This window comes from Halomonas sp. DP8Y7-1, from assembly GCF_019801685.1.
GTDB lineage: Bacteria > Pseudomonadota > Gammaproteobacteria > Pseudomonadales > Halomonadaceae > Halomonas > Halomonas litopenaei_A.
This window is the reverse complement of the sequence record NZ_JAHVIN010000006.1, coordinates 34,955-59,509: the sequence shown is the minus strand read 5'-3', so window position 1 is coordinate 59,509 and position 24,555 is coordinate 34,955. Positions and strand designations below refer to the sequence as shown.

Below are 24,555 nucleotides of genomic sequence, written 5' to 3'. Positions count from 1 at the left end.
ACCTTCACTCAGGCGCTAGCGGCAAAGCGCCATTAGAACTTGCCCAGCTCAGCCTCGAGCGGGAACATGGCGGCGGATAGCTCGCCCACGCTCATAACCGGTGACGCAGGCGCCTTGGCACTCGGCCAGGCCTTCAGCAAGCCCTCGTAGCCCTCCTCCAGGGCAGCATAAGCGCCTGCTTCGCGAAACAGCTCGGCGTGGCGCTCCAACGACTCACGGGCCGTCAGCACAAATCCACGGCCATCCTGATACTCCACTACATTGACGAACTCACCGTCGTCGACCGCTTCTTCGTACTCGTGCAGCGCAGTCTGCAACAGCGCCAGCTGGACCTTGGCCTGGAAGCCAGCATCCTTCTCGAGTTCATCGTCCACGTCGCCCATGGCGGCCACGATGGTAGCGCGCAGCGACTCATACTCTGCCTCGTATTCGCTCCAGTCTCCGCCCTGCTGGACCTGGCCAGAAAAGTCTTCCAAGGTCTCGTCGAAGGCCTCGATTCCGCGGGTCTCCAACGCCTTGGCGATGCCCGGATAGACCTCATGGTAGGGATGACCGAAATGCGGGTAGGAAGCGGTCTTTGCGCCTTCGGTGTAGAGCTCCTTGGCCACCTGAAGGTGCCCCAGCATCAGGGCGAGTTCTGTGGTGTAGATACCAGGATTGGCCGCGTCTACGTGGCCATGCTCGCCGCCTTCACCACCTTCACCACCCTCACCGCCTTCACCACCTTCACCGCCTTCACCGCCTTCACCACCTTCACCACCTTCACCGCCTTCACCGCCTTCACCACCTTCACCGCCTTCACCGCCTTCACCGCCTTCACCGCCTTCACCGCCGGCAGTAGCAGTTAAATAGGCAAATACCGCGTAGGGGTCACTAGCCAAGGAGCCGTGCTCGCCGCCTTCGCCGCCGTGGCCGTGCTCTCCACCTTCGCCGCCTTCACCACCGTGGCCGTGCTCGCCACCTTCACCACCTTCACCACCGTGGCCGTGTTCTCCGCCTTCACCACCTTCGCCACCGTGGCCGTGTTCGCCACCTTCGCCACCTTCGCCGCCGTGGCCGTGCTCGCCACCTTCACCACCTTCACCACCGTGGCCGTGTTCGCCACCTTCACCGCCGTGGCCGTGCTCTCCACCTTCGCCACCTTCGCCACCTTCACCGCCGTGGCCGTGCTCTCCGCCTTCACCACCTTCGCCGCCGTGGCCGTGCTCTCCGCCTTCACCACCTTCGCCGCCGTGGCCAGCTTGCCCCGCTTCGTGCACAACGCCGTCTTGCGTCATTTCCTCGTCGCCATGATGATCGGCCCAGGCGGCGCCGGTTCCGAGCAAAAGGCTGGTGCCTACACCGATCCACAGTTTGGTGCGGGTCTCTTGGGTCATGATGAACATCCTCGTTGTGGCTGCTGTCGGTTTTACGCGCCTGTTGCCATCTAGGGGGCTACGCGCGCTAAGGGTGGCGGCAGGTTCCGCCAATGGTCCATGACGATCCTGGACGCGACATGTGACCAAGTGTAATGCAAATGATTAACACTAGGGTACAATTCACCATTTGCGAGGGGCAACGATGATTCTATGTATCGACCAAGTGCTCTCCAACGAGCTGCTGGCACGCATTCGCCAGACCCTGGGCGAAGCCCGTTTCCGCGACGGCAAGGAAACAGCGGGCTGGCACGCACGCACGGTGAAACAGAATCAGCAGGCGAGCGGCCAGGACCCTGCCATCGCCAGCCTGCGCGACGATGTCATGAAGACGTTGGCCAACCACACGCTGTTTCAGATCGCCGCCAGGCCCCGACGCATGAAGCCGGTGATGTTCAGTCGTTATCAGCAGGGCATGACCTACGGCAACCATGTCGATGATGCGGTCATGCCCACGCCCCAGGGGCCCATGCGTACCGACCTGTCCTTCACCCTCTTTCTGGAGGAGCCAGCCCACTACGATGGGGGTGAGTTGATCATGGACACCCCCCAGGGTGAGCAGCGCTACAAGTTACCGGCGGGCTCCATGATCCTCTATCCGTCGTCGACCCTGCACCGGGTGGACCCTGTGACCCGGGGTGAGCGACTGGCCGCGGTGGGATGGCTGCAAAGCCAGGTGCGTCAGCCGGAACAACGGGAGATCTTGTTTGACCTGGACACCACCCGGCGCCAGATATTTGAACGCGATGGCAAGACCGCTGACTTTGACGCCATTTCCAAGAGCCTGGCCAACCTGCTGCGCATGTGGGCCGACATCTGATCCCCTGCACCAGGGCTATGCCCCATCCACTGGCGTCAGCTGCTCTCGTCCTGGCGTCGATAGCTCAGGGGTGAACAACCATAGTGGCGCCGAAAGGCACGGCTGAAACTCGAGGCGGAGCCAAAGCCGCAGCTTAGCCCGATGGCGAGCACGTCCAGATCGGTGTCCTTGAGCAGTGACGCGGCACGGTTCAGCCGCAGTCCCAGATAGTAGCCGGTGGGCGACTCCCCTAACTCGTCGGCGAACAGGCGCTGCAGCTGACGCAACGAGATCTGACTGCGCCGCGCAATCTCGGCAAGCTCAAGGGGTGCCTCTAGATGACTCTCCATCAGTGACACGGCATCGATCAAGCGTGGCTGGTGGGTCCCCAGTCGACGCACCAGGCTCATGCGCTGCTGGTCGGTACGGGACCGCAAACGGTCGTGAATCAGCTGCTCCGACACGTCTACCGCCAGCGCCATCCCATGCTGCCTGGCGATCATCTCCAGGGTCATGTCCATGGCAGCAGCCCCACCAGCACAGAAAAAACGTCGTTGGCCGAGCAGGAAGAGCTCATCGCAGGTGCGAATGGTGGGATAACGCTCGTTGAAGGCCGGTAGCGTCTCCCAATGCAGCGTGACGGTCTCCCCGGCCAGCAACCCGGCCTCGGCCAGCACCACCGCACCGGTGTCGAGGGCCCCGATACGACAGCCCCCTTGGTCCAGGCGGTTGAGCCAGGCACTCAGACCACGACCGATCCACTGCTCGGGATCAAACCCGCTGCACACCGCCAACGACGGCAAATGGCGCACCTGGTCGATAGCATGGTCCACCATCAGCGTCATGCCATTGCTGGCGGTGACAGGATCACCAGATAGCCCAATCACCGTCCACTCGTAGAGCGGACGACCGGCAATCCGGTTAGCGATGCGCAAGGGCTCTACCGCCGAGAAGAACGCCATCATCGAAAACTGGGGCAATAACAGAAAACCCATGCGTTCGCTGGTGGTCGATGCCGAGAACATGGGCTCGTTGTCGCCTGAGCCATCAGTGGTGGTATCAGCGGTGGTGTCAGCGCGAGGATGATGCCCCTGGCCCTCGTCAGGGTGGCCGTCCTTGCCCCGCCCATGGGGCTGATCGCTAGCCTCCATGTGGATCTGCCCCTGGCCTGGCCAAGTCTGCATGGCTACCTTCCTTTACGCTTTCTACTGTGTGCGACCGATCGCCAAGCCTAGGCGTTGTCCGAAACGTCGACGAGCGAAGGTTAGACAAGGCAAAAATCGGTGAGAAAGCGCAGTTTACGAGGTGTAACGGAGCATGTTAACCGGGCTGGCGTACCAGCCGATGTTTAACACCGTATCACCAAGCGCAGACACTTTACGTACAAGCCCCAGCATAGCGCGCAGCCCCAAGGCGAGGGCCGGGCTTGAGCCGGGTCGTCTGCGCTGTCATGCTTTTACGCCATCCTATCGAGAGGCCCTGGCGGCGCGCCATGCTCCACTCCCATTCTCACGACTCGTCGCCCCGTCGGCATCAGGCTCATGCCCAGGCCCAGGCGATGCGGAGGAAGCCGTCGTGCGCCTGACCTACCAGGGACCGAGTCCGGAAGCCATCGGCTTTTTGCTGTTGCCTCGTTTTTCCATGGTGGCGCTGTTCTCCGCCATCGATCCTCTGCGCATTGCCAACCGACTGTCTGGTGAGACGCTATATCGCTGGCACCTGATCAGCAGGGATGGGCTGCCGGTCCATGCCAGCAACGGCATTCCCCTGGCTGTCGAGCACGCGCTAGAGGACACCCCATGGCTGCCCAGCCTTGCCGTCTGCGCCAGCTTTGAACCCATGGCCGCCGTCGATGACAGCCTGATCACCTGGCTGACGGAACGTCGCGAGCAGCGCACCTGCCTGGGGGCGCTGGATACGGGGGCTTTCTGCCTTGCGTCCGCCGGACTGATCGACGACACCGTCACCTTGCACTGGGAGAGCCTGCCCGAATTCAGGCGCCAGCACCCCCATTTAGAAGCGGTGGAGTCGCTTTACGAAGTGACACCCAGCGGCTTTTTCGGGGCTGGGGCCAGCGCCTCCATCGACCTGGCACTGGACACCATTCGACGCCGCCACGGCGACGCCTTGACCCGCCGCGTCAAGGAGCAGCTGGTGCATGACCATCGGCGGCTGCCGGCCAGCCGACAGCGTGACGTCCGCTACCAGGAGCGACTGCCACAACGCCTGGCCACCCTTATCGGGATCATGGATGCCCACCTGGAATCCCCCCTATCCATTCCCCAGCTGGCTTCCGCCATCGGACTATCGGAGCGCCAGCTGGAGCGGGAGTGCCAGCAGCATCTGTCCCGCACCCCAGGGCAGCTGTACCTGGAGCGGCGCCTGAGCCTCGCCCATCAACTGGTCACCAGTACCCGACACAGTGTCATGGATATCGCGCTGGCCAGCGGCTTTGCCTCAGCTTCGAGCTTCACCCGCGCCTTTCGCCAACACCACGGTGCCTCGCCTAGCGCCTTGCGACGTCAGCCCACCCCTCCGATGTCGGATTCTGCACGATAATTGTCGTCTTCTGCACGATGCCTCAGCCCCACCGGCGCCATGCTGTGGCCATCGTCGTGACCCACTGCTGGGGGCTGAATGCCTGCCCGCTGGGGTGCGTCACCCACACGTCGCTTTCCGACGACTCGTCCAGGCTAGCTCAAGGAGGCTCCATGCACGCGCAGACGTCTCGACCGTCCGCTAACTCCTCTACTTCCTCTGTTTCCACCACCGCATCCTCCGCCGCCACACCGCCGTCGGCGCTGCCACCGACGCCCGACTACGACAGCTGGCCGGTAGAGGTGGCCATCGCCGAGGTGACAAACGACTCTCGGGTACTGACCGTGACCTGGCAGGATGGCCGCGTCAGCCGATACCACAGTATCTGGCTGAGAGAAAATGCCGCCGATGACAGCACCATCAATCCCGCCACACGAGAGCGCATTCTCGACCTGTCGTGCCTGGAGGCTTGGCCGCAGATAGCGGCTGCGCGGCTCGATGACAGCGGAGCCGTGGAACTGATCATGAGTCCTGAACAGCGCACACTGCGCTTTCATCCGGGCTGGCTGCGCGCCCACGACTATGACAACTGCAAGGATCCACTGGCTCCACTGGTCGCCGTGGAGACCTGGCTGGGAGGAGCGGACGCGGCGCCTGACACCTTGGACGCCAGCACCTTCACCACCACCGCCATCGATAGCCCGGAAGAAGCCTCGACGCTGGAGCCGGCACTGGAGTCACTGCTGCGCAAGGGCCTGGTGCGCCTGCGAGGCCTGCCCACGGAGCCTGGGACACTGGCCAGCGTTGCCGAGCGTATCGGCCCGGTAAGAGCCACCAACTTCGGCACCCTGTTCGACGTGCGCGCCAAGCCTGACCCTGACTCCAACGCTTATACCTCGATTGCGCTTCCTCCCCACGTGGATCTGCCCACGCGGGAATACCATCCTGGCCTGCAGTGCCTGCACTGCCTCGAAAACAGCGTCGCCGGTGGACAGGCGGTCATGCTCGATGGCTTTGCGGTGGCGGACGCCCTGCGCCAGGAAGACCCTGAGGCTTTCTCCACCCTGACCCAGGTACATTGGCGCTACGCCAACACCGCCAAGACCACGGACTATGTCTGGCATTCGCCGATGATCGTGCTGGATGATCAGGGCCAGCTCAGCGAAGTGCGCATTGCCGACTTCCTGCGAGGGCCGCTGATGACGGACTTCGACCTGGTCGAAGAGGCCTATCGCGCCCTGATGGCGCTGCAGGAGCTATTGCGTCAGTCCCGCTTCGCGCTGCGCTTTACCTATGCACCGGGAGACCTGGTGATCTTCGACAACCGGCGTCTGTTGCACGCCCGCGACGCCTTCGAGGGCGACTCCGGGCATCGCTGGCTACAGGGCTGCTACCTCGAACGTGATGAGGTCCGCTCCCGTTATCGTATGCTCCAGCGTCGTCAACGAGAGCGCAGCCTCAGCGACGCCTGACGCCCTTTAGCAAGCGCCTAGCTGTCCTGCCTGCCGCCCGGTCCCAAGCCACGCCGGGCGGTCACACTGGGCGCTTCCCCAAAACGCCGACGGTAGGCCCGTGAGAAGTGCGCCAGATGCGTAAAGCCCACGGCGACGGCTGCCGCCGTAACGGTCATGCGGCTGTCCGCGAGCATCCGCTGAGCCTGATCCAGACGCATATTGAGGTAGCACTGCTTGGGAGTTTCGCCAAACTCTGCCATGAACCGGCGGGTCAGCTGCCGCTGGGACAGGCCTGCCAGCCGACACACGTCGGGAATCGACAACGCCTGGGTCAGATTGGCTTCCATCACCGCCAGGGCCTTCAACACCGGGCGCGGCAATCCGCCGCCCACAGCGGGGTTGTCGACGGGATCGATGTGACCTGCTGCATGGCCGTCGCCCTGGGGGCGGGAGTGCATAATCTGTCTTCCAACCGCCTCTGCCAATGCAGGACCGTAAAGGGTCGTCACCCACTCCAGCATCATGTCGATACTGGCTGAGCCTCCGGATCCGGTCAGTCTTGCCCCCTCCCACACATAGCTGTCGGGGCGCACCTCCAGCCCAGGAAACTCCTCACGAAATGCCGGCACACTCTCCCAGTGCAGCGCCACCGGATAGCCCTCCATGACCCCCGCTCGTGCCAGAATGAAGGGCGCCGTATCCAGCCCACCCAACCACACCCCATAGGCCGACAGGCGTTTCAGCAATAGCAGGTCATCCACGGTCACCATCGCTTCAGGCTCATAGGACGACACCACCATCAGGCGGCCGCTGGAGGCGATGCCCTGATACCAGTCCGCCTCGGTGACCTCAGCCAGGCGCCCGTCCACATCAATGCGCACGCCATTGCTGGCCATGACCGGCTCGCCATCGCTGGACAACAGCCGCCAGGCAAACAGATCCCGGCCAAACCGATTGGCCACTCGCAGCGGCTCAAGCAGGCACACCAGCGTCAACATCGAGAACTTGGGCACCAGCCACACGTCCAGCGTGTGCTCGGCCTGAGCAGGGCTGAGCAGCGGGGGTGAGTCAGGCCGGGGATAGGGATGGCTGGAAGGCCAGTCGGTGGACGTCATGGGGCGAATTTGATCAACAAGATGGCGAATTTCATCAAATAATAACCGAACCCGCACAGTAACCTAAGGAAAAATCTGAACAAACCGCTGAGCCAGGCCCTTCGATGGCGCTGACTCGGCACGTTCGACGGCCCTCGGAGACGGTTTTCCATGATCCTGCAGACGCCCCCTGCCCTTGCCGACAATGGACGCCAGCTACAGCTGTTCCTGTCCAACGGCCAGCTTCATCTCGATGCGCTATGGCTACGCGAGCGCCTGCCACAGGCGGATACGCTCGACCCCCAGACCGGTCAGCGGCTGATCGAGGCCGCCGAGCTGCCCCTGGACCTGGCGCTGACCGCTGCCAGCGCTGAGAAAGGCGAACTGGCACTGGCGTTCTCCGACGGTCAGCAGGGGCGCTTCCCTCTTGCGGAGCTGGCCAGGTCAGCCAGCACTGGCAGCGCAGACACACCGCCCCGCGAGCTGTGGGATGCTGCTCTCGAGGTCCCCTCCAGCGTCGACTTCAGCGAGGCGCTCACCAGCGACGCGGCGCTGCTGACCCTGCTGCTCAAGCTGGAGCGCTTCGGCTTTGTTCACGTGTCAGGGCTACCGGACGACACCGAAGCCATGCAGCCGTTGATCGATCGCATCGGCCCTCTGCGGCGCACCAACTGGGGCGGCATTGCCGACGTCAAGTCGGTGGCCAATGCCTATGACCTGACCATGACCCAACGCGGACTCGAGCCACACACCGACAATCCCTATCGTGACCCGATTCCCGGCTACATCTGGCTGCACTGTCTGACCAACGCCGCCGAGGGAGGCGACAGCACGCTGGTAGACGGTTTCGAGGCGGCACGCCGTCTGCGACAGCAAGACCCCGAGGCCTTCGACTGCCTCACCCGGGTAAGCCCCCGCTTTCGCTATCAGGACGACGCCACCCACCTGGAAAGCCGCGGGCCGCTGATCGAATGTGACCCCCACGGCGAGGTGGTCAGAGTGCGCTACTCCAATCGCACCGAACGGGTCGATGCCATGGAGAGCCAGGAGTTGCGACGCTACTACGCCGCGCGCAAGGCCTTCTACGATCTGATCCGCAGCGAGGCGCTTACCCTGCGCCTTAAGCTGTCGCCAGGCGAGATGCTGATCATGGACAACTACCGCCTGTTGCATGGCCGCACCTCGTTCACCCTTGACGGTGGCGTGCGCCATCTGCGCCAGGGCTACGTCGATCGGGACAGCACCGCCAGCCGCCGCCTGGTGTTGAGCCGTCACCTCGCAGGAGTCACCTCATGACAGCGACCGACAGCACCCTCTCCAGCCAAGCCAAGCAAGCAGAGCAAGCCAAGCAAACAGAGCAAGCCACGTTTGCCCGCTTCGATGAGAGCACTGCCGCCGAGTGGCGGCTGATCGACCAGCATTTCCGCGCCTACCAGGATGACGCCTGCCGCCGCGTGCTCGATCATCTGGCGCGACTGAAGGGCGATACCCACGGCTATCCGGTAGATCGCTACGAACACTGCCTGCAGACCGCCACCCGCGCCCTGCGCGACGGTGCCGATGAAGAGATGGTCGTGTGTGCGCTGCTTCACGATATCGGCGACGACCTGGCCCCGGCCAACCACGCCGAGATTGCGGCTGCGATCCTTGAACCCTTCGTCGATCCCCTCAACGTGTGGATGATTCGGCATCATGAGCTGTTTCAGGGCTACCACTACCGCCATTTCTTTGGCCAGGACCGACACGCCCGTGAGGCCTATCGCGACCACCCAGCCTACGCTCGCACCGTCAGGTTCTGCGATGAGTGGGATCAGACCAGCTTCGATCCCGACTATGACACCCTGCCCTTGTCAGCGTTTCTGCCGATGATTCAGCGGGTCATGCAACGCCCCCCCTTTGGCGGCCTGCCTGACGTCGTGGATGATCCACAGGAGCGCGCATGAGGACCTGCGCCCAGACCCTGATCACGCTGCTGGAAGACTATGGCGTCGATACCGTGTTCGGCATTCCCGGCGTGCACACCGTCGAGCTATACCGAGGTCTCGAGGGGGCCGGCCTGCGCCATGTCACACCCCGCCATGAGCAAGGGGCAGGCTTCATGGCCGATGGCTACGCCAGAGCCAGCGGCAAGCCCGCGGCTTGCTTTATCATTACCGGCCCTGGCATGACCAATATCGCCACTGCCATGGGCCAGGCCCTGGCCGACTCGGTGCCGATGCTGGTGATATCCAGCGTCAATCGCGTGGCAACCCTGGGCCGGGGCCAGGGCCGACTGCACGAGATGCCTCAGCAGAGCGCGACGCTTGCCGGTGTCGCGCGCTTCAGTCATACCCTGCTCGACCCTGAGGCCCTTCCGGAAGTACTGGCGCGGGCCTTCGCCATCTTCCAGGGTGCCCGGCCCGGGCCCGTTCACATCGAGATTCCCATCGACCTGTTTGATGCGCCAGTGAGCCGCGCGCCAGGCCGGCCGATCCGTGTCTTCCCGCCGGCGCCGGCTCCGCAGGCCGTGCATGAGGCCGCCCGCTGGCTTGATCAAGCCCAACGGCCGCTGGTCCTGGTGGGTGGTGGTGCCTGCTCCGCCGCAGCGTCCGTCAAGGCCCTGGTCGAGCGCCTGGATGCTCCCGTGCTGACCACGGTCAATGCACGTGGTGTGCTCGGCAGTCATCACCCCCTGGATCTTGGCACCACCGCCAGCCTGGCACCGGTACGCCATCTGGCGCGTGACGCCGATGTCGTGCTTGCCCTGGGTACCGAGCTTGGCGAAACCGATTACGACCTGGTCTTCAACGATGGCTTCGCCCTTCAGGGCCGCGTGATTCGTGTTGACCTGGACGTCGAGCAGCTTGCCCGTAACCGCTCCGCGGAGCTGGCGATGGTCGCCGACGTCGGTCTCGCCGCAGACGCGCTGCTCGGCGCTCTGAGCGAATCAGCGGCGCCTGGTCGTCCGTCACGCTCCGAGTGCGCTGAGCAGTTACGTACGGCTGCCGAGCGCCGCGCGGGTGCCGAGCGCTGCCGCGCGGTTCGTCGTGACCTGGCGCTGTACGAAGACCCGGAGCTGAAGCCCTATCTGCCCCTGTTCGATATCCTCGATGACGCCTTGCCCGAGGCCATCATCGTCGGTGACTCCACGGGGCCCGTGTACGCCGGCAACGTCATCGCTCGACGCTCGGCGCCTCGCCGCTGGTTCAATGCCGCCACCGGGTTCGGCACCTTGGGCTATGGTCTACCCGCCGCGCTGGGGGCCGCCCTGGCCAAGCCTCAACTTCCCGTCGTTGCCCTGGTGGGCGACGGTGGTCTGCAATTCGTGCTCGGCGAACTCGCCACCGCGCGCGATCTTGCTCAAGCTCCCGATGCCTCCGACAAGGTCCAGCCCCTGGTGCTGATCATCTGGAACAATGACGGTTACGACGAAATCCGGCGCTACATGAGTGCTGATGGCGTCGCTCACATCGGCGTCAACCTGCAGCCGCCGTCCTTCGCTCCCCTATGTGATGCCTTCGCCTGCCGATATATCAGCGTCAACGCACCAGAGGCGCTACGACAGGCCCTGACAACACTGGACCAGGCCGCCTCGCCGCTGGTCATCGAGGTCGACGCCCTTGCCTGGCAAGCATCACTGGAGCAGCCTGCCACCGGCTGTTGAGGAGACGTGTCGAGGAGACAGAGGAAAACCCTTGGCGTGCCGGCCGCGGCGCGCTGTAGACACATGTCAAGGCGGCGACAACGGCCCCGCTACAGAGACGATCAGCGCCTAGCCAGCCCTGAGCTGGCCGGGACAGCAAACCCTGATAATAACGAAGGAGTTCCCCGTGACCCGAACCCACCACACGACATCCCTGCTGCTGCCGACGCGTCGCCCCGGAATCCCTGCCGGCTCACTGCCGCCGTGGCTGGCCGGAGCGCTGCTGGTCGCGACCCTGTCCACCTCCTCTATCGCCCTGGCGGAAGATCGGGACGAGCGTCTTCGCCTGGTGGTCCCGCCCTGGCCTGGGGTCACCGTCAAGAGCGAGATCCTGGCCCAGCTTGCCGAACCCCTCGGCTACCAGGTCGAGCGCCTGGAGGTCAGTTCCACGGTGGGCTACAAGACCCTGACCAGCGGTGACAGTGATGCCTTTCTGGCAGGCTGGCTGCCGGCCCAGCAGGAAAGCTATGACGCTGCCATGCAAGCGAACGCCATCATCGACCTCGGCAACAATGTCACCGGTGCTCGCATGGGCTTTGCGGTGCCTGGCTACGTGGCGGACGCCGGCATCACCGACGCCGCTCAGCTCGGGGACGCCGCCAACGCCGAGCGCTTTGAGCGCACCTTCTATTCCATCGAAAGCGGCTCTACCGTCACCGATTTCATCGACGCCGCCGTTAAAGCCAATACCCATGGTCTTGGCGACTGGGAGGTCATGTCTTCCTCCACGCCGGGCATGCTGAGTGAGGTCAAGGCGGCGGTGGACGAGGGACGCTGGATCGCCTTCTACGGTTGGACCCCGCACTGGATGATTCCCGAATACGATGTGCGCATCCTGGACGACAGTGAAAACGTGTTTGGGCCCGACAACGGCAGCAGTGATGTCAAGACCGTCGTCGCCAAGGAGTTCGCCGAGGCTAACCCCAATCTCACGCGACTGCTCGATCAGGTGGTGTTCAGCGCCCAGGAGCAAAGCGACTTCATCAAGGCGTATAGCCTGGAGCAGCAAGACCTTGAGCAGGTCGCCAGCGAATGGCTCGCCTCGCACCCGGAAAAGGTGTCCGCCTTTCTTGACGGCGTCACCAGCCGCGACGGCGGCGAGGCCCTGGCAAGCTTCAAGGACACGCGCTGATGGACCATCGACAGCAACAGCTGCGCCAGGATCTGGCGGCCGCCTATCGACTGATGGCGCTGGATGGCATGGACGACGGTATCTCCACCCATATCTCGGTACGGGTTGACGCCAACAGGTTTCTGCTCAACCCGTTCGGCCTGCGTTTCGAAGAAGTCACCGCCGACAGCCTGATCAGCGTGGACGAGCGAGGCAATGTGCTCGATGACCCCACCGGGCTTGGCATCAACCCCGCGGGTTTCACGATACACAGCGCCATCCATGGAGCCCGCAGCGACGCATTGTGCGTGCTGCATGCTCATACCGTCGCGGGCGTGGCCGTCTCCTGCCTCGAAGAGGGTCTCCTGCCGCTTAACCAATGGGCCATGCAGTTCTATCAGCGCATCGGCTACCACGACTACGAGGGTATCGCGCTGGATCTGGACGAGCGCCAGCGCCTGGTGGACGACCTCGGCCCACATATGAGCATGATCCTGCGCCAGCACGGTGTGCTGGTGGTTGGCACCAGCGTCGGCGATGCCTTCCTGCGTATGCGCGACCTGGAACGATCCTGCCAGGCACAGCTGGCCGCTCAGTCCACCGGGCGGCCCCTGGTCAGCGCCTCGCATGCCCTGTGCGACAAGGTCGCCCGACAGTACGACGCCTGGGCCGCCAGCCCACAAGGCACCGATCTCGCCTGGCGCGCCGAGCTGCGTCGCCTGGGCCTACATGCTCCCGCGCTCGAGGACAGCCCATGACTCGCGTCTCCCGTCTCACCCAGCGAATCGCCGGCGAAGGCGCCGCCGCCTGGGATATCCACAGTCGAGCCTTGGCGCGCCAGGCCAATGGCGAGGACATCACGGTACTGTCGGTGGGCGACCCCGACTTTACCACGCCGCGCAGTATCGTCGAGGCCGCCAAGCACAGCCTGGACCAGGGCGCCACCCACTACGCCGACGTAAAGGGTAAGCTGGCGCTGCGTGAAGCCATCGTCTCCCACTACCGTCGCAGCCAGCGTCTTGGCCACGTCGAGTTGACGCCGGATCGCCTGATCGTGATGGCAGGGGCCCAATGCGGCCTGTATGCAGCGGCCCAATGCCTCCTCGATCCTGGTGATGAGGTCATCGTGCCCGAACCCAGCTACGTCACCTACGAAGCGGTGATCCAGGCCACCGGCGCCACACTCTCCCGTGTGTCACTGCAGGCGGACCAGGGCTTTCGGCTGAATGTGGATGATGTGGCGGCGGCCATCACCCACCGCACCAAGGCGATCCTGATCAATAGTCCCCACAATCCCACGGGACAGTCGCTGACCCGCGAACAATGGGAGCAGGTGGCGGCACTCTGTCAGCAGCACGATCTGTGGTTGATCTCCGACGAGGTCTACGCGGAGCTGATGTTCGATGGCACCCATACCTGCCCGCTGGCGCTGCCGGAGATGGCCGAGCGCAGCGTGGTGATCTCGAGTCTGTCCAAGTCTCATGCCATGACCGGATGGCGACTCGGCTGGGTGATCGCCCCGCCGATGCTGATCGAGCACCTCAGCCATCTGGCCCTGTGCATGTTGTACGGCTGCCCGGATTTCGTTCAGGACGCCGCCATCACCGCTCTCGCGGACGAGCAGGGTCAGCTTGGCGACGATCTGGCGACCATGCACACCGCCTACCAAGCTCGGCGCGACAGCGTGTGTGCCGCTCTGGCGGGCAGTCAGGCCGCCAAAGCCGTATGCCCCGACGCCGGGATGTTCGTGATGGTCGACATTCGCGCCACCGGCCTGTCATCGGCACAGTTCGCTGATCGCCTGCTGGATCAATGCGGCATCTCGGTGCTGTCTGGCGAGGCCTTCGGCCCCTCGGCCGCTGGCTTCATTCGGCTGGGTCTCACCCACCAGGCCGACACCCTGGCCGATGCCGCGCAACGGCTTCGTGAGTTCGCCGACGCCTGTCTTGCCACCCACCCATGAGCCGCCTATGACGCCATCTTCCTCAGACTGTACCGATACCCCGCCATCTTCCGCCGTGGTCGAGGCCCGGCATCTGGTCAAGCGCTATGGCGACGTTGACGTGCTGCGCGACGTGTCCCTATCCGTCGCCGAAGGCACTGTGACCACCATTATCGGCGCCAGCGGCTCCGGCAAGAGCACCCTGCTCAGGTGCATGAACCTGCTGGAACGCCCGCAGCAGGGTCAGTTGACCATCGCCGACGAGTCTATGCGCTTCACCGCACAAGGTCCCCGCAGCGGCCACACCGACATGCCCCTCAGCCGCCACCAGCTGCAGCGCCTGCGCGCCAAGGTGGCGATGGTCTTTCAGCAGTTCAACCTGTGGCCTCACATGACCGTGCTGGGCAACGTCAGCGAGCCGCCCGTGCGGGTCAAGGGGGTCAGTCGACGCAAGGCCAACGCCCAGGCAATGCACTATCTCGAGCGTGTCGGCATGGCCGAACGTGCGGACGCCTATCCCGCCTTTCTGTCCGGCGGACAGCAGCAGCGTGTGGCGATTGCCCGCGCACTGGCCATGGAGCCACAGATCCTGCTGTTCGATGAACCCACCTCGGCGCTCGACCCAGAGCGGGTCAATGAAGTGCTCGGCGTCATCCGCGGGCTGGCCGATGAAGGGCGCACCATGCTGATGGTCACCCATGAAATGGCATTCGCCCGCGACGTGTCCGACCAGATCGTGTTTCTCGACCGCGGAGTGGTCGGCGCTGCCGGCTCTCCCGAGCGCATCTTCGAACATAGCGACAACGAACGCTGCCGGCGCTTCATCGCCCCTGCCGCCTGACTGCCCGTCCCACAACAACCAGGAGTTTCCATGACCGTCTTCCCTTCCCTGCGCCCGTCAGTCGATCTCGCACGCCGCCTTGGCCTGGGTGTCGCGCTGGCCACGACCCTCGGTGCCGCTGCCATCGGCAGCGCCCATGCGACCGACCAGACGGACAACCCGTCCGCGGGCGAGCCCCTCAAGATCGGCATCTCGGCAGAACCTTACCCGCCTTTTACCTACACCTCCTCAGACGGTGACTGGACCGGTTTCGAGATAGAGCTGGCCGCAGCGATCTGCGAACAGATGGCTCGGGAATGCGAGATCACCCCGACCGGCTGGAGCGGCATCATTCCCTCGCTCAAGTCAGGCCGTATCGACATGATCATGAACTCCATGTCGATCACCGACAAACGTCTTCAGGTCATCGATTTCAGCGACCCGTACTACTACACCCCTGGCGCCTATGTCGCCGCCCGCTCGCTGGAGCTGGATCCCCCCGAGGGCCTCGATGGTCTGGTCCTGGGCGTACAGAGCGCCACCACTAACGCCACCTATGCCCGTCGGGCGCTAAGGGACACCGGCGTCGACATCCGCCTGTACGACCAGGCGGAACAGGTGAACCGGGATCTGCTGTCAGGTCGCCTGGACGTCATTCTGGCCGACGAGATCGCCATGGTGGAACTGACCGAGCGTGATGAAGCTGGCGACTTCGAGATCAAGGCAACGGCGCCTCACCATGCGGCCTACGGCGAAGGCGTCGGCATCGGGCTGCGCCAGCAGGACGATGCCCTTACTGAGGCCGTCAACACCGCCATTGAGCAGGTCAATCAGGACGGTACCTGCACCGAGCTGTCCGAGAAGTACTTCGGCACCGACGTCTGCGTCAGCTGACGTCAATGGCCCGGGCGGTCCCTGCTGCGACGCAGGGACCGCTGCAAGGCTGTAAAACTGGCCACGCCAAGGAGTCTTTTCATGTCTATCGCCTCCCAGGAGGGCCTCGTCGATTGGGCGGGTCCGATCCTTGAAGGAGCCCTCACCACCCTGGAGATTGCGCTGTTGGCCTATGCCATAGGCGTCCTGCTCGGCCTTGTCGGCGCCGCCTGCCGGCTCTCCCGGCAAGCCTGGCTGCGCGGCATCGGCGCAGGCTATTCCACCGGCGTCAGAGCAGTGCCGGAGCTGTTGCTGATCATTCTGCTGTACTACGCCGGCTCCCAGGCATTGACCGCCGCGGCTCATGCGCTGGGACTCTCCGGCCAGGTCGCCATCAACGGCTTCGTGACCGCCGTGGGCGTGCTGGCCTTCGTTCAAGGCGCTTACATGACCGAGGTCTTTCGCGGAGCCATCAGCGCCATACCCCGCGGTCAGCTTGAGGCCGCCGATGCCTTTGGCTTCTCCCCCTGGGCACGCTTTCGCCGAGTCACCCTGCCGGCCATGCTGCCTAATGCCCTGCCCGGCATGTCCAACCTGTGGCTGATTCTGATCAAGGACACCGCGCTAATCAGCGTGATCGGCTATAGCGAGCTGTTCTTCACCATTCAACAGGCAGCTGCCAGCACCCGGGCTCACTTCCTGTTCTATGCCGCGGCAGGGGCGCTTTACCTGGCCATGACACTGACGTCCAACTGGCTTTTCGCCGCCGTTGAGCGACGCGCACGGCGCGGCCTCCCCCAGCTTCAGGAGCATTGACATGGATTTCAGCTGGCTGAGCGATCCCTTCTATCAGGAATATCTGGTGGAAGGGCTGATCAACACGCTATGGCTACTTCTGGTATCGGCTGTGGCAGGCCTGATCCTGGCGGTGGCGATGGCCATGGCGCGTATCAAGGGGCCGCGCCCCCTTGCCTGGCTGGCCACCGGCGTCACTGCGGTGATTCGCGGCACGCCGCTGCTGGTGCAACTGTTCTTCTTCTATTACGGCGTGGGTCGCCTGCTGGAAGGCATCCCCGGCATCCAGGACAGCATCTTCTGGGGCCTGTTACGCGATCCCTTCTTCTACGCCACCTTGACCTTTACCCTGTCGGTGGGTGCCTACAGCGGCGAAATCCTGCGTGGCGCGCTGCTCAACGTACCGCCGGGAGAGCGGGAGGCGGGACGCGCCTATGGTTTCCATCCATGGCAGGTATTCGTCCACCTATGGCTACCCAGAGCCGTGCAGCTGTGCCTACCCACCCTGACCGGCGAGATGATTCTTCTGCTGAAATCGATACCGCTGGTCTCGACCATCGCCATGATGGACCTGCTGCAGGCCGCCAATATCATCCGTGACGAAACGTTCTTGACCTACGAGCCGCTACTGCTCATCGCGGCCATCTACCTGTTGCTGACCATCATTCTGACCCTGGTATTGCAGCAGCTGGAACGTCATTTCCCCGGCGTGCAGCCACAGCGACGACGCTGTCGCTGGCGGGTACAGGCAAGGCACGGGTAAGACCCAAGCGGGGCTCAGACAGCGGCTCGGACAATGGCTCACAATGGCTAAGGGCAGCCTGAGCACGACAACTGGGCCCCTGCATGTTCACCACGGAAGACAGCGCTCCGGCAACGTTGCCCATATGCCATATCACCGGGCCCGCTTCCGCCGGCGCTTCTACTAACAGTCACCCCAGATCACTCACCCCGCCATGGGGGTGAAATAAAGCGTGGTAGCCAGCGTGACATCAAACGCAAAAATACGGCTGCCGCTGGCGGCTGCATCATAAACGGTAGGCTGGGCGTACCCCGTTTGACGGATTTATCCAGCGCGTCAATTTTATTGTGCAAAATTCATACTGTTTTTAGACTCAGCACGGGCGACTGTTCCTTGCGGTTGGCTCCCTCTGCTGCATGTATATTTACTCTCCTTCATTTACTCTCCTTCGACTCACGTTTCAGCCAAGGTGCTGTGGACGAGACGCTGTCCTTGCGAACCATCCTGAGCCCCTTCAAGGTATCCTGAGCCTCTCAAAGTGTGCAGAACTCAGCGCAGCAGCCTACCTACTTCACGGTGCCACCTCTCCCTCATTTGCGCTACATGGCAGACACAGCAACGGCACTACTATAGCGCTCATTCACCCGATAACTTTCGCGACATATGCATGTTGTGGCAAAGAACTATCGAATCACGCTATGTTTATTGCCAAATGCGGCATAATAAATCCGCACTGCACCATAATGGTCATCCTTAGTGTGCAAGATGGCCAGCCAAGACGGCAGGAGACCGTATGAAGGGATCTCGTACACGACGTATCGCGCTGGAGCCACGCCTGCTGTTCGACGGCGCCATGGCCGCCAGCGCCGATCACGCTGACAGCGACCAGCAGCAAGACACTGGCGACAAGGACAAGGTCGCCGTCACTCCTGCGAGCCAAAGCGATGGTGAGGGGGCACGCAGCACGAGTGCGCGACATCTGGTGGTATTGGATGCCCGTCTTAGCGATCAGCAGCGCCAGGCGATTCGCGACGGCCTTGCCGATGACGCCGAATGGATAGTGGTAGATAGCGATGAGAACGGCGTGGCCGCCATCACCTCCGCCCTGGCCGGTATGGATCAGGTGCAGAGCATCGAGATCTTCAGTCACGGTAGCGATGGCCAGTTCCAGCTTGGCAATACACTGATCAGCAGCCAGACCCTGTCGGACTTCAACCAACAGCTTGGCCAGTGGCGCGATGCCCTCAGCGCCGACGCCGACCTGCTGCTGTACGGCTGTCGGGTCGCGGCCAGCGACCATGGCGTAGCCTTTCTCGAGAATCTGTCCAAGGCCACCGGCATGGACGTCGGCGCCTCCAGCGACAATACCGGCAGTACGCTGGAGGGAGGCGACTGGGTCCTCGAACGTCAGCTGGGTGAACTAGACGACGACCGTGGGGTGGCGGTCGCGGCCCTCGCAAGCCTCGATGGCCTGCTGGCGGATGCACAGCCGGTGGCCAACCTGCCGGCCTCCAGCGCTCAGGTGCCCCTCGGCGAAACCTTCGAGTTCAGCGTCAACGTATCCAACGCCTCCAGTGCCCAGGAAGGCTACGCGCCCTTCGTTCAGCTGGTGGTGCCAGCCACCGGCAAGGACGGCGCTGGCGCCGCGGTGGATGACGGTATCACCATCACCTCAGCGAGTTACCTGGGAGGCCAGCTGGATCTGTTGAGCGTCACCTTCGACGCCAACGGCCAGGCAGAGCATCCTCTGGCCCGCGGCAGTGACGGCCAGCCACTGGTCATCAATGCGGCAGACTTCGGTGCTCGCGCCGGCGATACCCTTATCGTCGTCGCCCTTCCATTTGCCAGTCTGACCGCCGAGCAGCCTGATATCGAGGTGACCTTTACCGGCCGCTTGAGCGCCCTGGCCGACACCGCCCAGACCAATGGCAGTCCGGATCTGGTGATCCAGGCCCTGGCTGGCTTCGAGCTTGGCAATGATGCCCAGTCGAACCCCGAGCAGGACCCCACCCTGCTTGGCAGCGCGGTCGCCTTCACCATCACCCCCACGGTGATCGCGGTGGAGCAGACCCTCAACATGAGCGAGGGCGATACCACCACCGGTGAAAACTATCCTCACAGCCTGGTCACCACGGTGCGGCCGGCCGGCGCCGGTATTACCGCTCAGACCCTGACCGACGTGGTCATCACCCAGCCGATTCCAACCAACGTGCAAGTCACCGCCATCGACCCCGGCGCTGGCACCCTGACCTCGATCACCCTGGCGAGTGGACTGACGTTGGTGCGTCCTGACCTGATCCAACGGGCCATTGATGGCGATGCCTTCATCACCTCCTACACCGTGACCTACGACAGTCTCACCGAGGCCCAGTCCAGTCGGGTAGACTTCTTCGTGCCGGAGTACGATGCCGACGGTAACGCTATCCTGGATCCGGCCAACGGCAATGAAGAGACCATCACCTTCGACGCCCCCAGCGGCGCCGGCGTCTGGCTTCCCCTGGATAGCCGAGACAGGGACCCCAACGATCCTGACGGCAAGGTCAGCTTTGCGGGTACCGGCGATGAGATCAGCTTTGTCGCCAAGTCGCTGACCGTAGAGAAGAGCGCGTCAGTGGTGGTAGATACCGGGTCCAGCGGTCTGACGCCTGGCGATACCCTGGAATACCAGCTGGAGGTGGCGCTGTCGGACTACTTCGCCTTCGGCAAGGACACCCAGCTGGAAGGTCAGTTTATCGTGACCGACTCGCTCGGTAACGGACAGACACTGACCGGTGCTCCGACCCTGACGCTATATAGCGGCACCAATGCCACCACCATCGACCTGGTAGTGACCTCCACCACCAACGCCGACGGCACCACCACCCTGGTCTTCGACATCGCCCAGTCGATCCAGGACGCCCTGGATGACCAAGCCTGGCTGGCGGGCGACGCGGCCTTCGACAATGTGATCGATGCCGGTGCCACCCGGGCCGTCATCGGCTATCGGGCGGTGGTGGATCAGGCCTACGTCGGCGTCGCTGACCACCCAGATATCAACGAAGGCGACAGCATCGGCAATTCGGCGCAGGTGAATGCCACCCTGCTCTACGATGCCAATAACCTGACGGGCTTCAGTGAAGCCGATAATTCCAGCACCAACCTGACCGTTCCGGTCAGCGACGTGGATATCGCCATTGAAGGAGGCGTGACCGAGCTGGCCCCCGGCGATGAGGTCACCTTCACCCTTAGCTATGACCTGGTCACCGGCGACCACGAGGGATTCCAGCTTATCGCCTACCTGCCGCTGCCGCTGCTGGATACCGGCGTAGTCGGCACCGACTGGAACGGCCTCAACCCTCCGGGCTCCTGGTCTATGCACCCGGACAACACCTGGACGGGCAGTATCGCCAGTGTCGAAAGTGGCCCTGGTAACTCGATCGTCTTCACCTTCGACGATCTCAGCGCCACCCAGGCCAGCACCATCGCCGTCAGCTTTACCATGACGGTAGGCAACCAGCCCTTCGCCGATGGCCGCTCGCTGGATGTGCTGGCCGAATCGCGCCAGACCACCACAATCGACAAGACCGAACTGATCTCCCAGGACGTGGTCAAGGTGCAGTCGGTGGCCGAGCCGGTCGTCTCCATCACCCACGGAGTGGTGTCCTCGACCAACGGCAGCGTCAGCGGGACCAGCGGTAGCTGGAATGCCCCGGGCACCTCGGGGGCACCGTTCACCGGCAGCATCACTGATCCCGCGGCGGTGGACGGCGACGTCACCGACATCGACGCCGGTGACACCCTGCGTCTGGCCACCCTGCTGGAAAACACCGGCGGCGGCGGCGCCTTCGATGTGGCGACCTCGATCGAGCTCCCCGCCGACCTGGAATTCGTGGGCGACAGCCTGGCCTCCGCCAATCTGATCCTGACCCTGGGCGACGGCACGGTGCTCACCGAAGGCACGGACTACAGCGTCAGTGGCACTACCATTACCTTGCTGGACGCCGGAGGACAGGCAACGCTCCAGGCGGGGCGCGATGGTAGCGCCAGCGACGACGCCGGCCGCAACATCATCGTCATCACCTACGATGTGATCGTGGTCTCGACGGTGGCCGCCAGCCGTACCCTCGGCACCACCGCCACCCTGAACTACTACGCCAGCACCAACGGCGGTCCCGACTTCACCGCCACCGATCTGAGTGACGACGCTACCCAGCAGGTGGCGGCACCGACCATCACCACCACCTTTGCCGACGGCGGCAGCGCCACCGCCGACGATTCCAGCGAGTCCCACACCGGCGGCGCCAACCTGGTGGTTGGCGAGTCCATGCTCTATGACATCGTCGTCACCTTGCCGGAAGGCGGCACCCAGAACCTGCGCATCTCGGACCTGATCCCGCCAGGTATGGCGCTGGATACCACCTTTAATGGTGGCGACGGCTATCTGCTGATCACCGACGCCGCCGACAGCGGCAATCTCAGCGCCAACTTTGCCGGCACCCTGACCATCAGCGGGTTCACCGGTGACGGTGGAATCCTGGGCGACGAAGGTATCGATGGTCTGTTTACCTTCACTACCGCCAGTGCCGAAGACGATAACGATGCCGGCAACAATACCTTTGTGCTGCGCGTACAGCTGATTGCCACCAACACCCTTAACAACCAGGACAACGCTAACAACAGCGACCCCAATTTCACCCACGAACACACGTCCAGCCTGAGCTTTCAAGATAGCGACGGTGACGAGGTCAACGGCAGCACCGCGGTAGACCGGGACGTCGCCCAGACCGGCGACGCCCCGGTGACGACCATCAAGGAACCCACCATTACCGTCGAGCAACGTCTGGTCTCCCCCGCCGACCCGGGGCTTGGGGTCGATGAAGGGGATGCGCTGGTGTACGAGGTCGTCCTCGATAACTCGTCGGTTCTGGCAGGCTTCGACCTGGGCTTCGAATTTAGCCTGCCGAGCGAGCTGACGGGAATCTCCCTTGACTCAGTGACCGTAGTCGGCAGTTCGGGAGCGGTCATCGGGGATTTCGAGATCGATGGCAATACCATTCGCCTGACCAACACCACGCTGGACCTGCGCTCCGGCGAGTCGATCACCCTGACCATCAGCGCCACCGTCAGCGCCAGTGCCGCCGACGTACGCAACCTGACCTCCAACGCTCAAGTCACCTGGACCAGCCTCGACGACCAGACCACCACCAGCGCCGGTGAAGAGCGCACCGGTGCCGATGGTGCTCTCTACGGCGGCGATCTCAACGACTACCAGTACAACGATCGCTTGCAGGTGCCGGTGGCTCAGACCTTAGAGGTGTCCCGGGTTGGCGGTATGCAGGGCACAGATGCCGCGGATCCCACCAACGCCGAGTTCGAAGATGTCGCGGTAGGTGAGATCATCCGCTATCGGGTCGTGGCGCTGCTGCCGGAAGGTTCCATCACCAACTATCAGCTCGTTATTGAGGTCGATGAGGGACTGACCATTCTTCCCGAAACCGCCAACAACATCCTGATGGCGGTCCTCTCCAACAATGGCAGCATTACCAGTACCGATCCCACCACCGGCGACCCCATCGACCTGAGCCCCTACGCGATCAGCGGCAACGGACAATCTCCCGAGGCTGGACTGATCAATCCGGACCTCTCCGATGGACTGAACACTGAGCTAGCCAGCGGCCTCTATGCCATCACCAATGGTGGACGCACCCTGACGATCAGCCTAGGGAACCTGCTCATCAATGATGGCAACGATAGCGACCGGGAGGGCATCTCGCTGGAGTTTAATGTCCGCGTCGACAACGCCAGTGCCAACCAGACAGGCACGGAACTCGGTCTGACCGTCACCGAGAACCGCGACGACGCAGCCTTCGGCTCCCAGACCTTGACCCAGGTGATCGCCGAGCCTTCCTTTAGCGACATGACCAAGACCGTGGAGGCGTTCAATCCCAGCATTGGCGGCGGTGATGGCTCCGCGACCGTCCAGGTGAGCTTCGAACAGAACGGCGGCATGCCGGCCTACGACGTGGTGCTGACCGACGCCTTTCCCGAGGCCAGCAGTTATAACATCGACAGCGTCATCATCGATGGCCAGTCCTATACCCTGGCCAACCTGCCCGACGGAGTCGAGGTCGAGGTCAATACCGACTCGGGCATCAAAGTCACCTTTGCCCAGCTCGATCCGGGCACCGAGGTCAGCGTCGTCTATCGTGTCGAGGTACCCAATAACACGCAGGTCGTCGATGCCCAGGCACAGCTGATCTGGTCGAGCCTACCCGACGCGGCCGAGGCGGACGGCGGCGCCTTCACCGACTTTGGCGGAAGCAGCGTGGGTACCGACAGCGAGGCAGATGGCGAGCGCACCGGCGAAGACGGCAGCGGTGGCCTCAATGACTATGTGCTGACGGCCAGCGCCAGCCTAGGCGTGATCAGCGGCACCCTGTGGGATGACACGCTGACGGCTACCAGCGATGCCAGCCCGGATGGTGCAGGCCTTGACGGTGTCACCGTCACCCTTACCTGGGATGGCAACAACGACGGCGACTTCGACGACGTTGATGACCTTACCTTTACCACCCTGACAGATGCAAACGGCAACTACTCCTTCGGGGTGCTGCCCTTGGGCAACTATCGCATCTCGGCCAGCGAGCGCTTGACCGACGATGACCTGGGCGAACTACGGGCGCGCATCGACTCCGACGACGGCAGCTTCGGCGACGGCACTCTGTCCCGGGTCGACGTCAGCATCAGCGCCGGTGGCAGCAACAATCGCGCTGCGGACATCGGCTACGTCAGCCTTAACGACGGTCCTGTGCACACCTTGCCGGCCTCGCCGGTCAGTGGCAATGAAGACACCGAGTTCGCGATCCCCGGCATCAGCGTCAGCGACCCGGACGCCCTCCCCTCCAGCATCCTGACCACCGAGCTGAGTGTGCCCGCTGGCACTCTGACCCTGAATCAGGGCGGCGGGAACGCCACTATCAGCACCAATATCAGCGGCAGTGGCAGCACCACGATCACCATCGAGGGGACCCTGGCTGATATCAACGCGGCCCTTGCCACCTTGAGCTATCAGGGCGCCACCGACGCCAACGGCGACGTGACGCTGACCATCGCCACAGACGACAACGCCAACACCGGAGACAGCCCTGACAGTCCCAACGGCACCCCGGGCGAGGACCCCGAGGACGCCCTCACTACCACCGACCGCCTGACCCTGAGGGTGCTGGCGGTCAATGACGACCCAACCGCCAAAGATGATGCCGCCATCGCCATCGAGGCCGGGGACGCTTCAATACCAATGGGGTAAATCCC

At 63.5% G+C, this 24,555-nt stretch carries 18 protein-coding genes; 15 read left to right on the top strand and 3 right to left on the bottom strand.

Annotation, left to right across the window (positions count from 1 at the left end):
• Window positions 1-32 precede the first annotated feature (32 nt).
• Window positions 33-881 (bottom strand): hypothetical protein, encoded by an 849-nt coding sequence (locus KUV41_RS09500; protein WP_222485825.1) that lies wholly within the window; start codon window positions 879-881, stop codon window positions 33-35.
• Window positions 882-887: 6 nt separating this feature from the next.
• Here KUV41_RS09500 and KUV41_RS09495 point away from each other — a divergent pair, with 6 nt between their 5' ends.
• Window positions 888-1,430: a hypothetical protein gene (locus tag KUV41_RS09495; RefSeq protein ID WP_222485823.1), complete on the top strand. Its 543-nt coding sequence runs from the start codon at window positions 888-890 to the stop codon at window positions 1,428-1,430.
• Between the two features lie 130 nt (window positions 1,431-1,560).
• Entirely contained in the window at window positions 1,561-2,235 is a 675-nt protein-coding gene (locus KUV41_RS09490; protein ID WP_222163741.1) for a Fe2+-dependent dioxygenase, read from the top strand.
• 35 nt (window positions 2,236-2,270) lie between these two features.
• On the opposite strand, the gene KUV41_RS09485 is transcribed toward KUV41_RS09490, so the two are convergent.
• The gene (locus KUV41_RS09485; protein WP_206939479.1) at window positions 2,271-3,239 is read right to left on the bottom strand and encodes a GlxA family transcriptional regulator; all 969 of its coding nucleotides are present in this window, start codon (window positions 3,237-3,239) and stop codon (window positions 2,271-2,273) included.
• A gap of 550 nt (window positions 3,240-3,789) precedes the next feature.
• On the opposite strand from KUV41_RS09485, the gene KUV41_RS09480 reads away from it, so the two are divergent.
• The gene (locus KUV41_RS09480) at window positions 3,790-4,773 is read left to right on the top strand and encodes a GlxA family transcriptional regulator (protein WP_222485821.1); all 984 of its coding nucleotides are present in this window, start codon (window positions 3,790-3,792) and stop codon (window positions 4,771-4,773) included.
• Between the two features lie 152 nt (window positions 4,774-4,925).
• Window positions 4,926-6,224 (top strand): TauD/TfdA family dioxygenase, encoded by a 1,299-nt coding sequence (locus KUV41_RS09475; RefSeq protein ID WP_222485819.1) that lies wholly within the window; start codon window positions 4,926-4,928, stop codon window positions 6,222-6,224.
• 17 nt (window positions 6,225-6,241) lie between these two features.
• Here the strand turns inward: KUV41_RS09475 and KUV41_RS09470 are convergent, their stop codons facing one another.
• Complete coding sequence (locus KUV41_RS09470) at window positions 6,242-7,321, bottom strand: GlxA family transcriptional regulator (protein ID WP_222485817.1); 1,080 nt, start codon at window positions 7,319-7,321, stop codon at window positions 6,242-6,244.
• A 150-nt stretch (window positions 7,322-7,471) separates the two neighbouring features.
• Between KUV41_RS09470 and KUV41_RS09465 the strand changes: the two genes are divergently transcribed.
• From KUV41_RS09465 to KUV41_RS09415, 11 genes are all read left to right on the top strand, one after another.
• Window positions 7,472-8,596 (top strand): TauD/TfdA family dioxygenase, encoded by a 1,125-nt coding sequence (locus KUV41_RS09465; RefSeq protein WP_222485815.1) that lies wholly within the window; start codon window positions 7,472-7,474, stop codon window positions 8,594-8,596.
• Complete coding sequence (locus KUV41_RS09460; protein WP_222483336.1) at window positions 8,593-9,243, top strand: HD domain-containing protein; 651 nt, start codon at window positions 8,593-8,595, stop codon at window positions 9,241-9,243. Before KUV41_RS09465 ends, KUV41_RS09460 begins: the two co-directional genes overlap by 4 nt.
• On the top strand, window positions 9,240-10,943 hold the full coding sequence (locus tag KUV41_RS09455) for a 5-guanidino-2-oxopentanoate decarboxylase (protein WP_222485813.1): 1,704 nt from the start codon (window positions 9,240-9,242) through the stop codon (window positions 10,941-10,943). The genes KUV41_RS09460 and KUV41_RS09455 overlap by 4 nt, the downstream gene beginning before the upstream one ends.
• A 247-nt stretch (window positions 10,944-11,190) precedes the next feature.
• Window positions 11,191-12,114 (top strand): ABC transporter substrate-binding protein, encoded by a 924-nt coding sequence (locus KUV41_RS09450; protein ID WP_409995794.1) that lies wholly within the window; start codon window positions 11,191-11,193, stop codon window positions 12,112-12,114.
• Complete coding sequence (locus KUV41_RS09445) at window positions 12,114-12,851, top strand: class II aldolase/adducin family protein (protein ID WP_222485811.1); 738 nt, start codon at window positions 12,114-12,116, stop codon at window positions 12,849-12,851. The genes KUV41_RS09450 and KUV41_RS09445 overlap by 1 nt, the downstream gene beginning before the upstream one ends.
• A complete protein-coding gene (locus tag KUV41_RS09440; RefSeq protein WP_222485809.1) occupies window positions 12,848-14,056 on the top strand; it encodes a pyridoxal phosphate-dependent aminotransferase in 1,209 nt (402 codons plus the stop codon). Before KUV41_RS09445 ends, KUV41_RS09440 begins: the two co-directional genes overlap by 4 nt.
• Window positions 14,057-14,063: 7 nt before the next feature.
• Window positions 14,064-14,876: an amino acid ABC transporter ATP-binding protein gene (locus KUV41_RS09435; RefSeq protein WP_222485807.1), complete on the top strand. Its 813-nt coding sequence runs from the start codon at window positions 14,064-14,066 to the stop codon at window positions 14,874-14,876.
• Between the two features lie 30 nt (window positions 14,877-14,906).
• Entirely contained in the window at window positions 14,907-15,749 is an 843-nt protein-coding gene (locus KUV41_RS09430; protein ID WP_222485806.1) for a transporter substrate-binding domain-containing protein, read from the top strand.
• Between the two features lie 81 nt (window positions 15,750-15,830).
• A complete protein-coding gene (locus KUV41_RS09425; protein WP_222483341.1) occupies window positions 15,831-16,544 on the top strand; it encodes an ABC transporter permease in 714 nt (237 codons plus the stop codon).
• Between the two features lies 1 nt (window position 16,545).
• Complete coding sequence (locus KUV41_RS09420) at window positions 16,546-17,286, top strand: ABC transporter permease (RefSeq protein WP_222485804.1); 741 nt, start codon at window positions 16,546-16,548, stop codon at window positions 17,284-17,286.
• Window positions 17,287-18,058: 772 nt separating this feature from the next.
• Window positions 18,059-24,550, top strand: a complete 6,492-nt coding sequence (locus KUV41_RS09415; protein WP_222485803.1) for a DUF4347 domain-containing protein — start codon at window positions 18,059-18,061, stop codon at window positions 24,548-24,550.
• The last annotated feature ends 5 nt before the right edge of the window (window positions 24,551-24,555 follow it).

What these genes read in the sequence shown, in the direction of transcription:
- KUV41_RS09455 (WP_222485813.1), top strand. Translation starts at nt 9,240, where the DNA reads ATGAGGACCTGCGCCCAGACCCTGATCACGCTGCTGGAAGACTATGGC.
- KUV41_RS09440 (WP_222485809.1), top strand. Translation starts at nt 12,848, where the DNA reads ATGACTCGCGTCTCCCGTCTCACCCAGCGAATCGCCGGCGAAGGCGCC.
- KUV41_RS09470 (WP_222485817.1), bottom strand. Translation starts at nt 7,321, where the DNA reads ATGACGTCCACCGACTGGCCTTCCAGCCATCCCTATCCCCGGCCTGAC.
- KUV41_RS09435 (WP_222485807.1), top strand. Translation starts at nt 14,064, where the DNA reads ATGACGCCATCTTCCTCAGACTGTACCGATACCCCGCCATCTTCCGCC.
- KUV41_RS09420 (WP_222485804.1), top strand. Translation starts at nt 16,546, where the DNA reads ATGGATTTCAGCTGGCTGAGCGATCCCTTCTATCAGGAATATCTGGTG.
- KUV41_RS09425 (WP_222483341.1), top strand. Translation starts at nt 15,831, where the DNA reads ATGTCTATCGCCTCCCAGGAGGGCCTCGTCGATTGGGCGGGTCCGATC.
- KUV41_RS09460 (WP_222483336.1), top strand. Translation starts at nt 8,593, where the DNA reads ATGACAGCGACCGACAGCACCCTCTCCAGCCAAGCCAAGCAAGCAGAG.
- KUV41_RS09485 (WP_206939479.1), bottom strand. Translation starts at nt 3,239, where the DNA reads ATGTTCTCGGCATCGACCACCAGCGAACGCATGGGTTTTCTGTTATTG.
- KUV41_RS09475 (WP_222485819.1), top strand. Translation starts at nt 4,926, where the DNA reads ATGCACGCGCAGACGTCTCGACCGTCCGCTAACTCCTCTACTTCCTCT.
- KUV41_RS09430 (WP_222485806.1), top strand. Translation starts at nt 14,907, where the DNA reads ATGACCGTCTTCCCTTCCCTGCGCCCGTCAGTCGATCTCGCACGCCGC.
- KUV41_RS09415 (WP_222485803.1), top strand. Translation starts at nt 18,059, where the DNA reads ATGAAGGGATCTCGTACACGACGTATCGCGCTGGAGCCACGCCTGCTG.
- KUV41_RS09490 (WP_222163741.1), top strand. Translation starts at nt 1,561, where the DNA reads ATGATTCTATGTATCGACCAAGTGCTCTCCAACGAGCTGCTGGCACGC.
- KUV41_RS09445 (WP_222485811.1), top strand. Translation starts at nt 12,114, where the DNA reads ATGGACCATCGACAGCAACAGCTGCGCCAGGATCTGGCGGCCGCCTAT.
- KUV41_RS09465 (WP_222485815.1), top strand. Translation starts at nt 7,472, where the DNA reads ATGATCCTGCAGACGCCCCCTGCCCTTGCCGACAATGGACGCCAGCTA.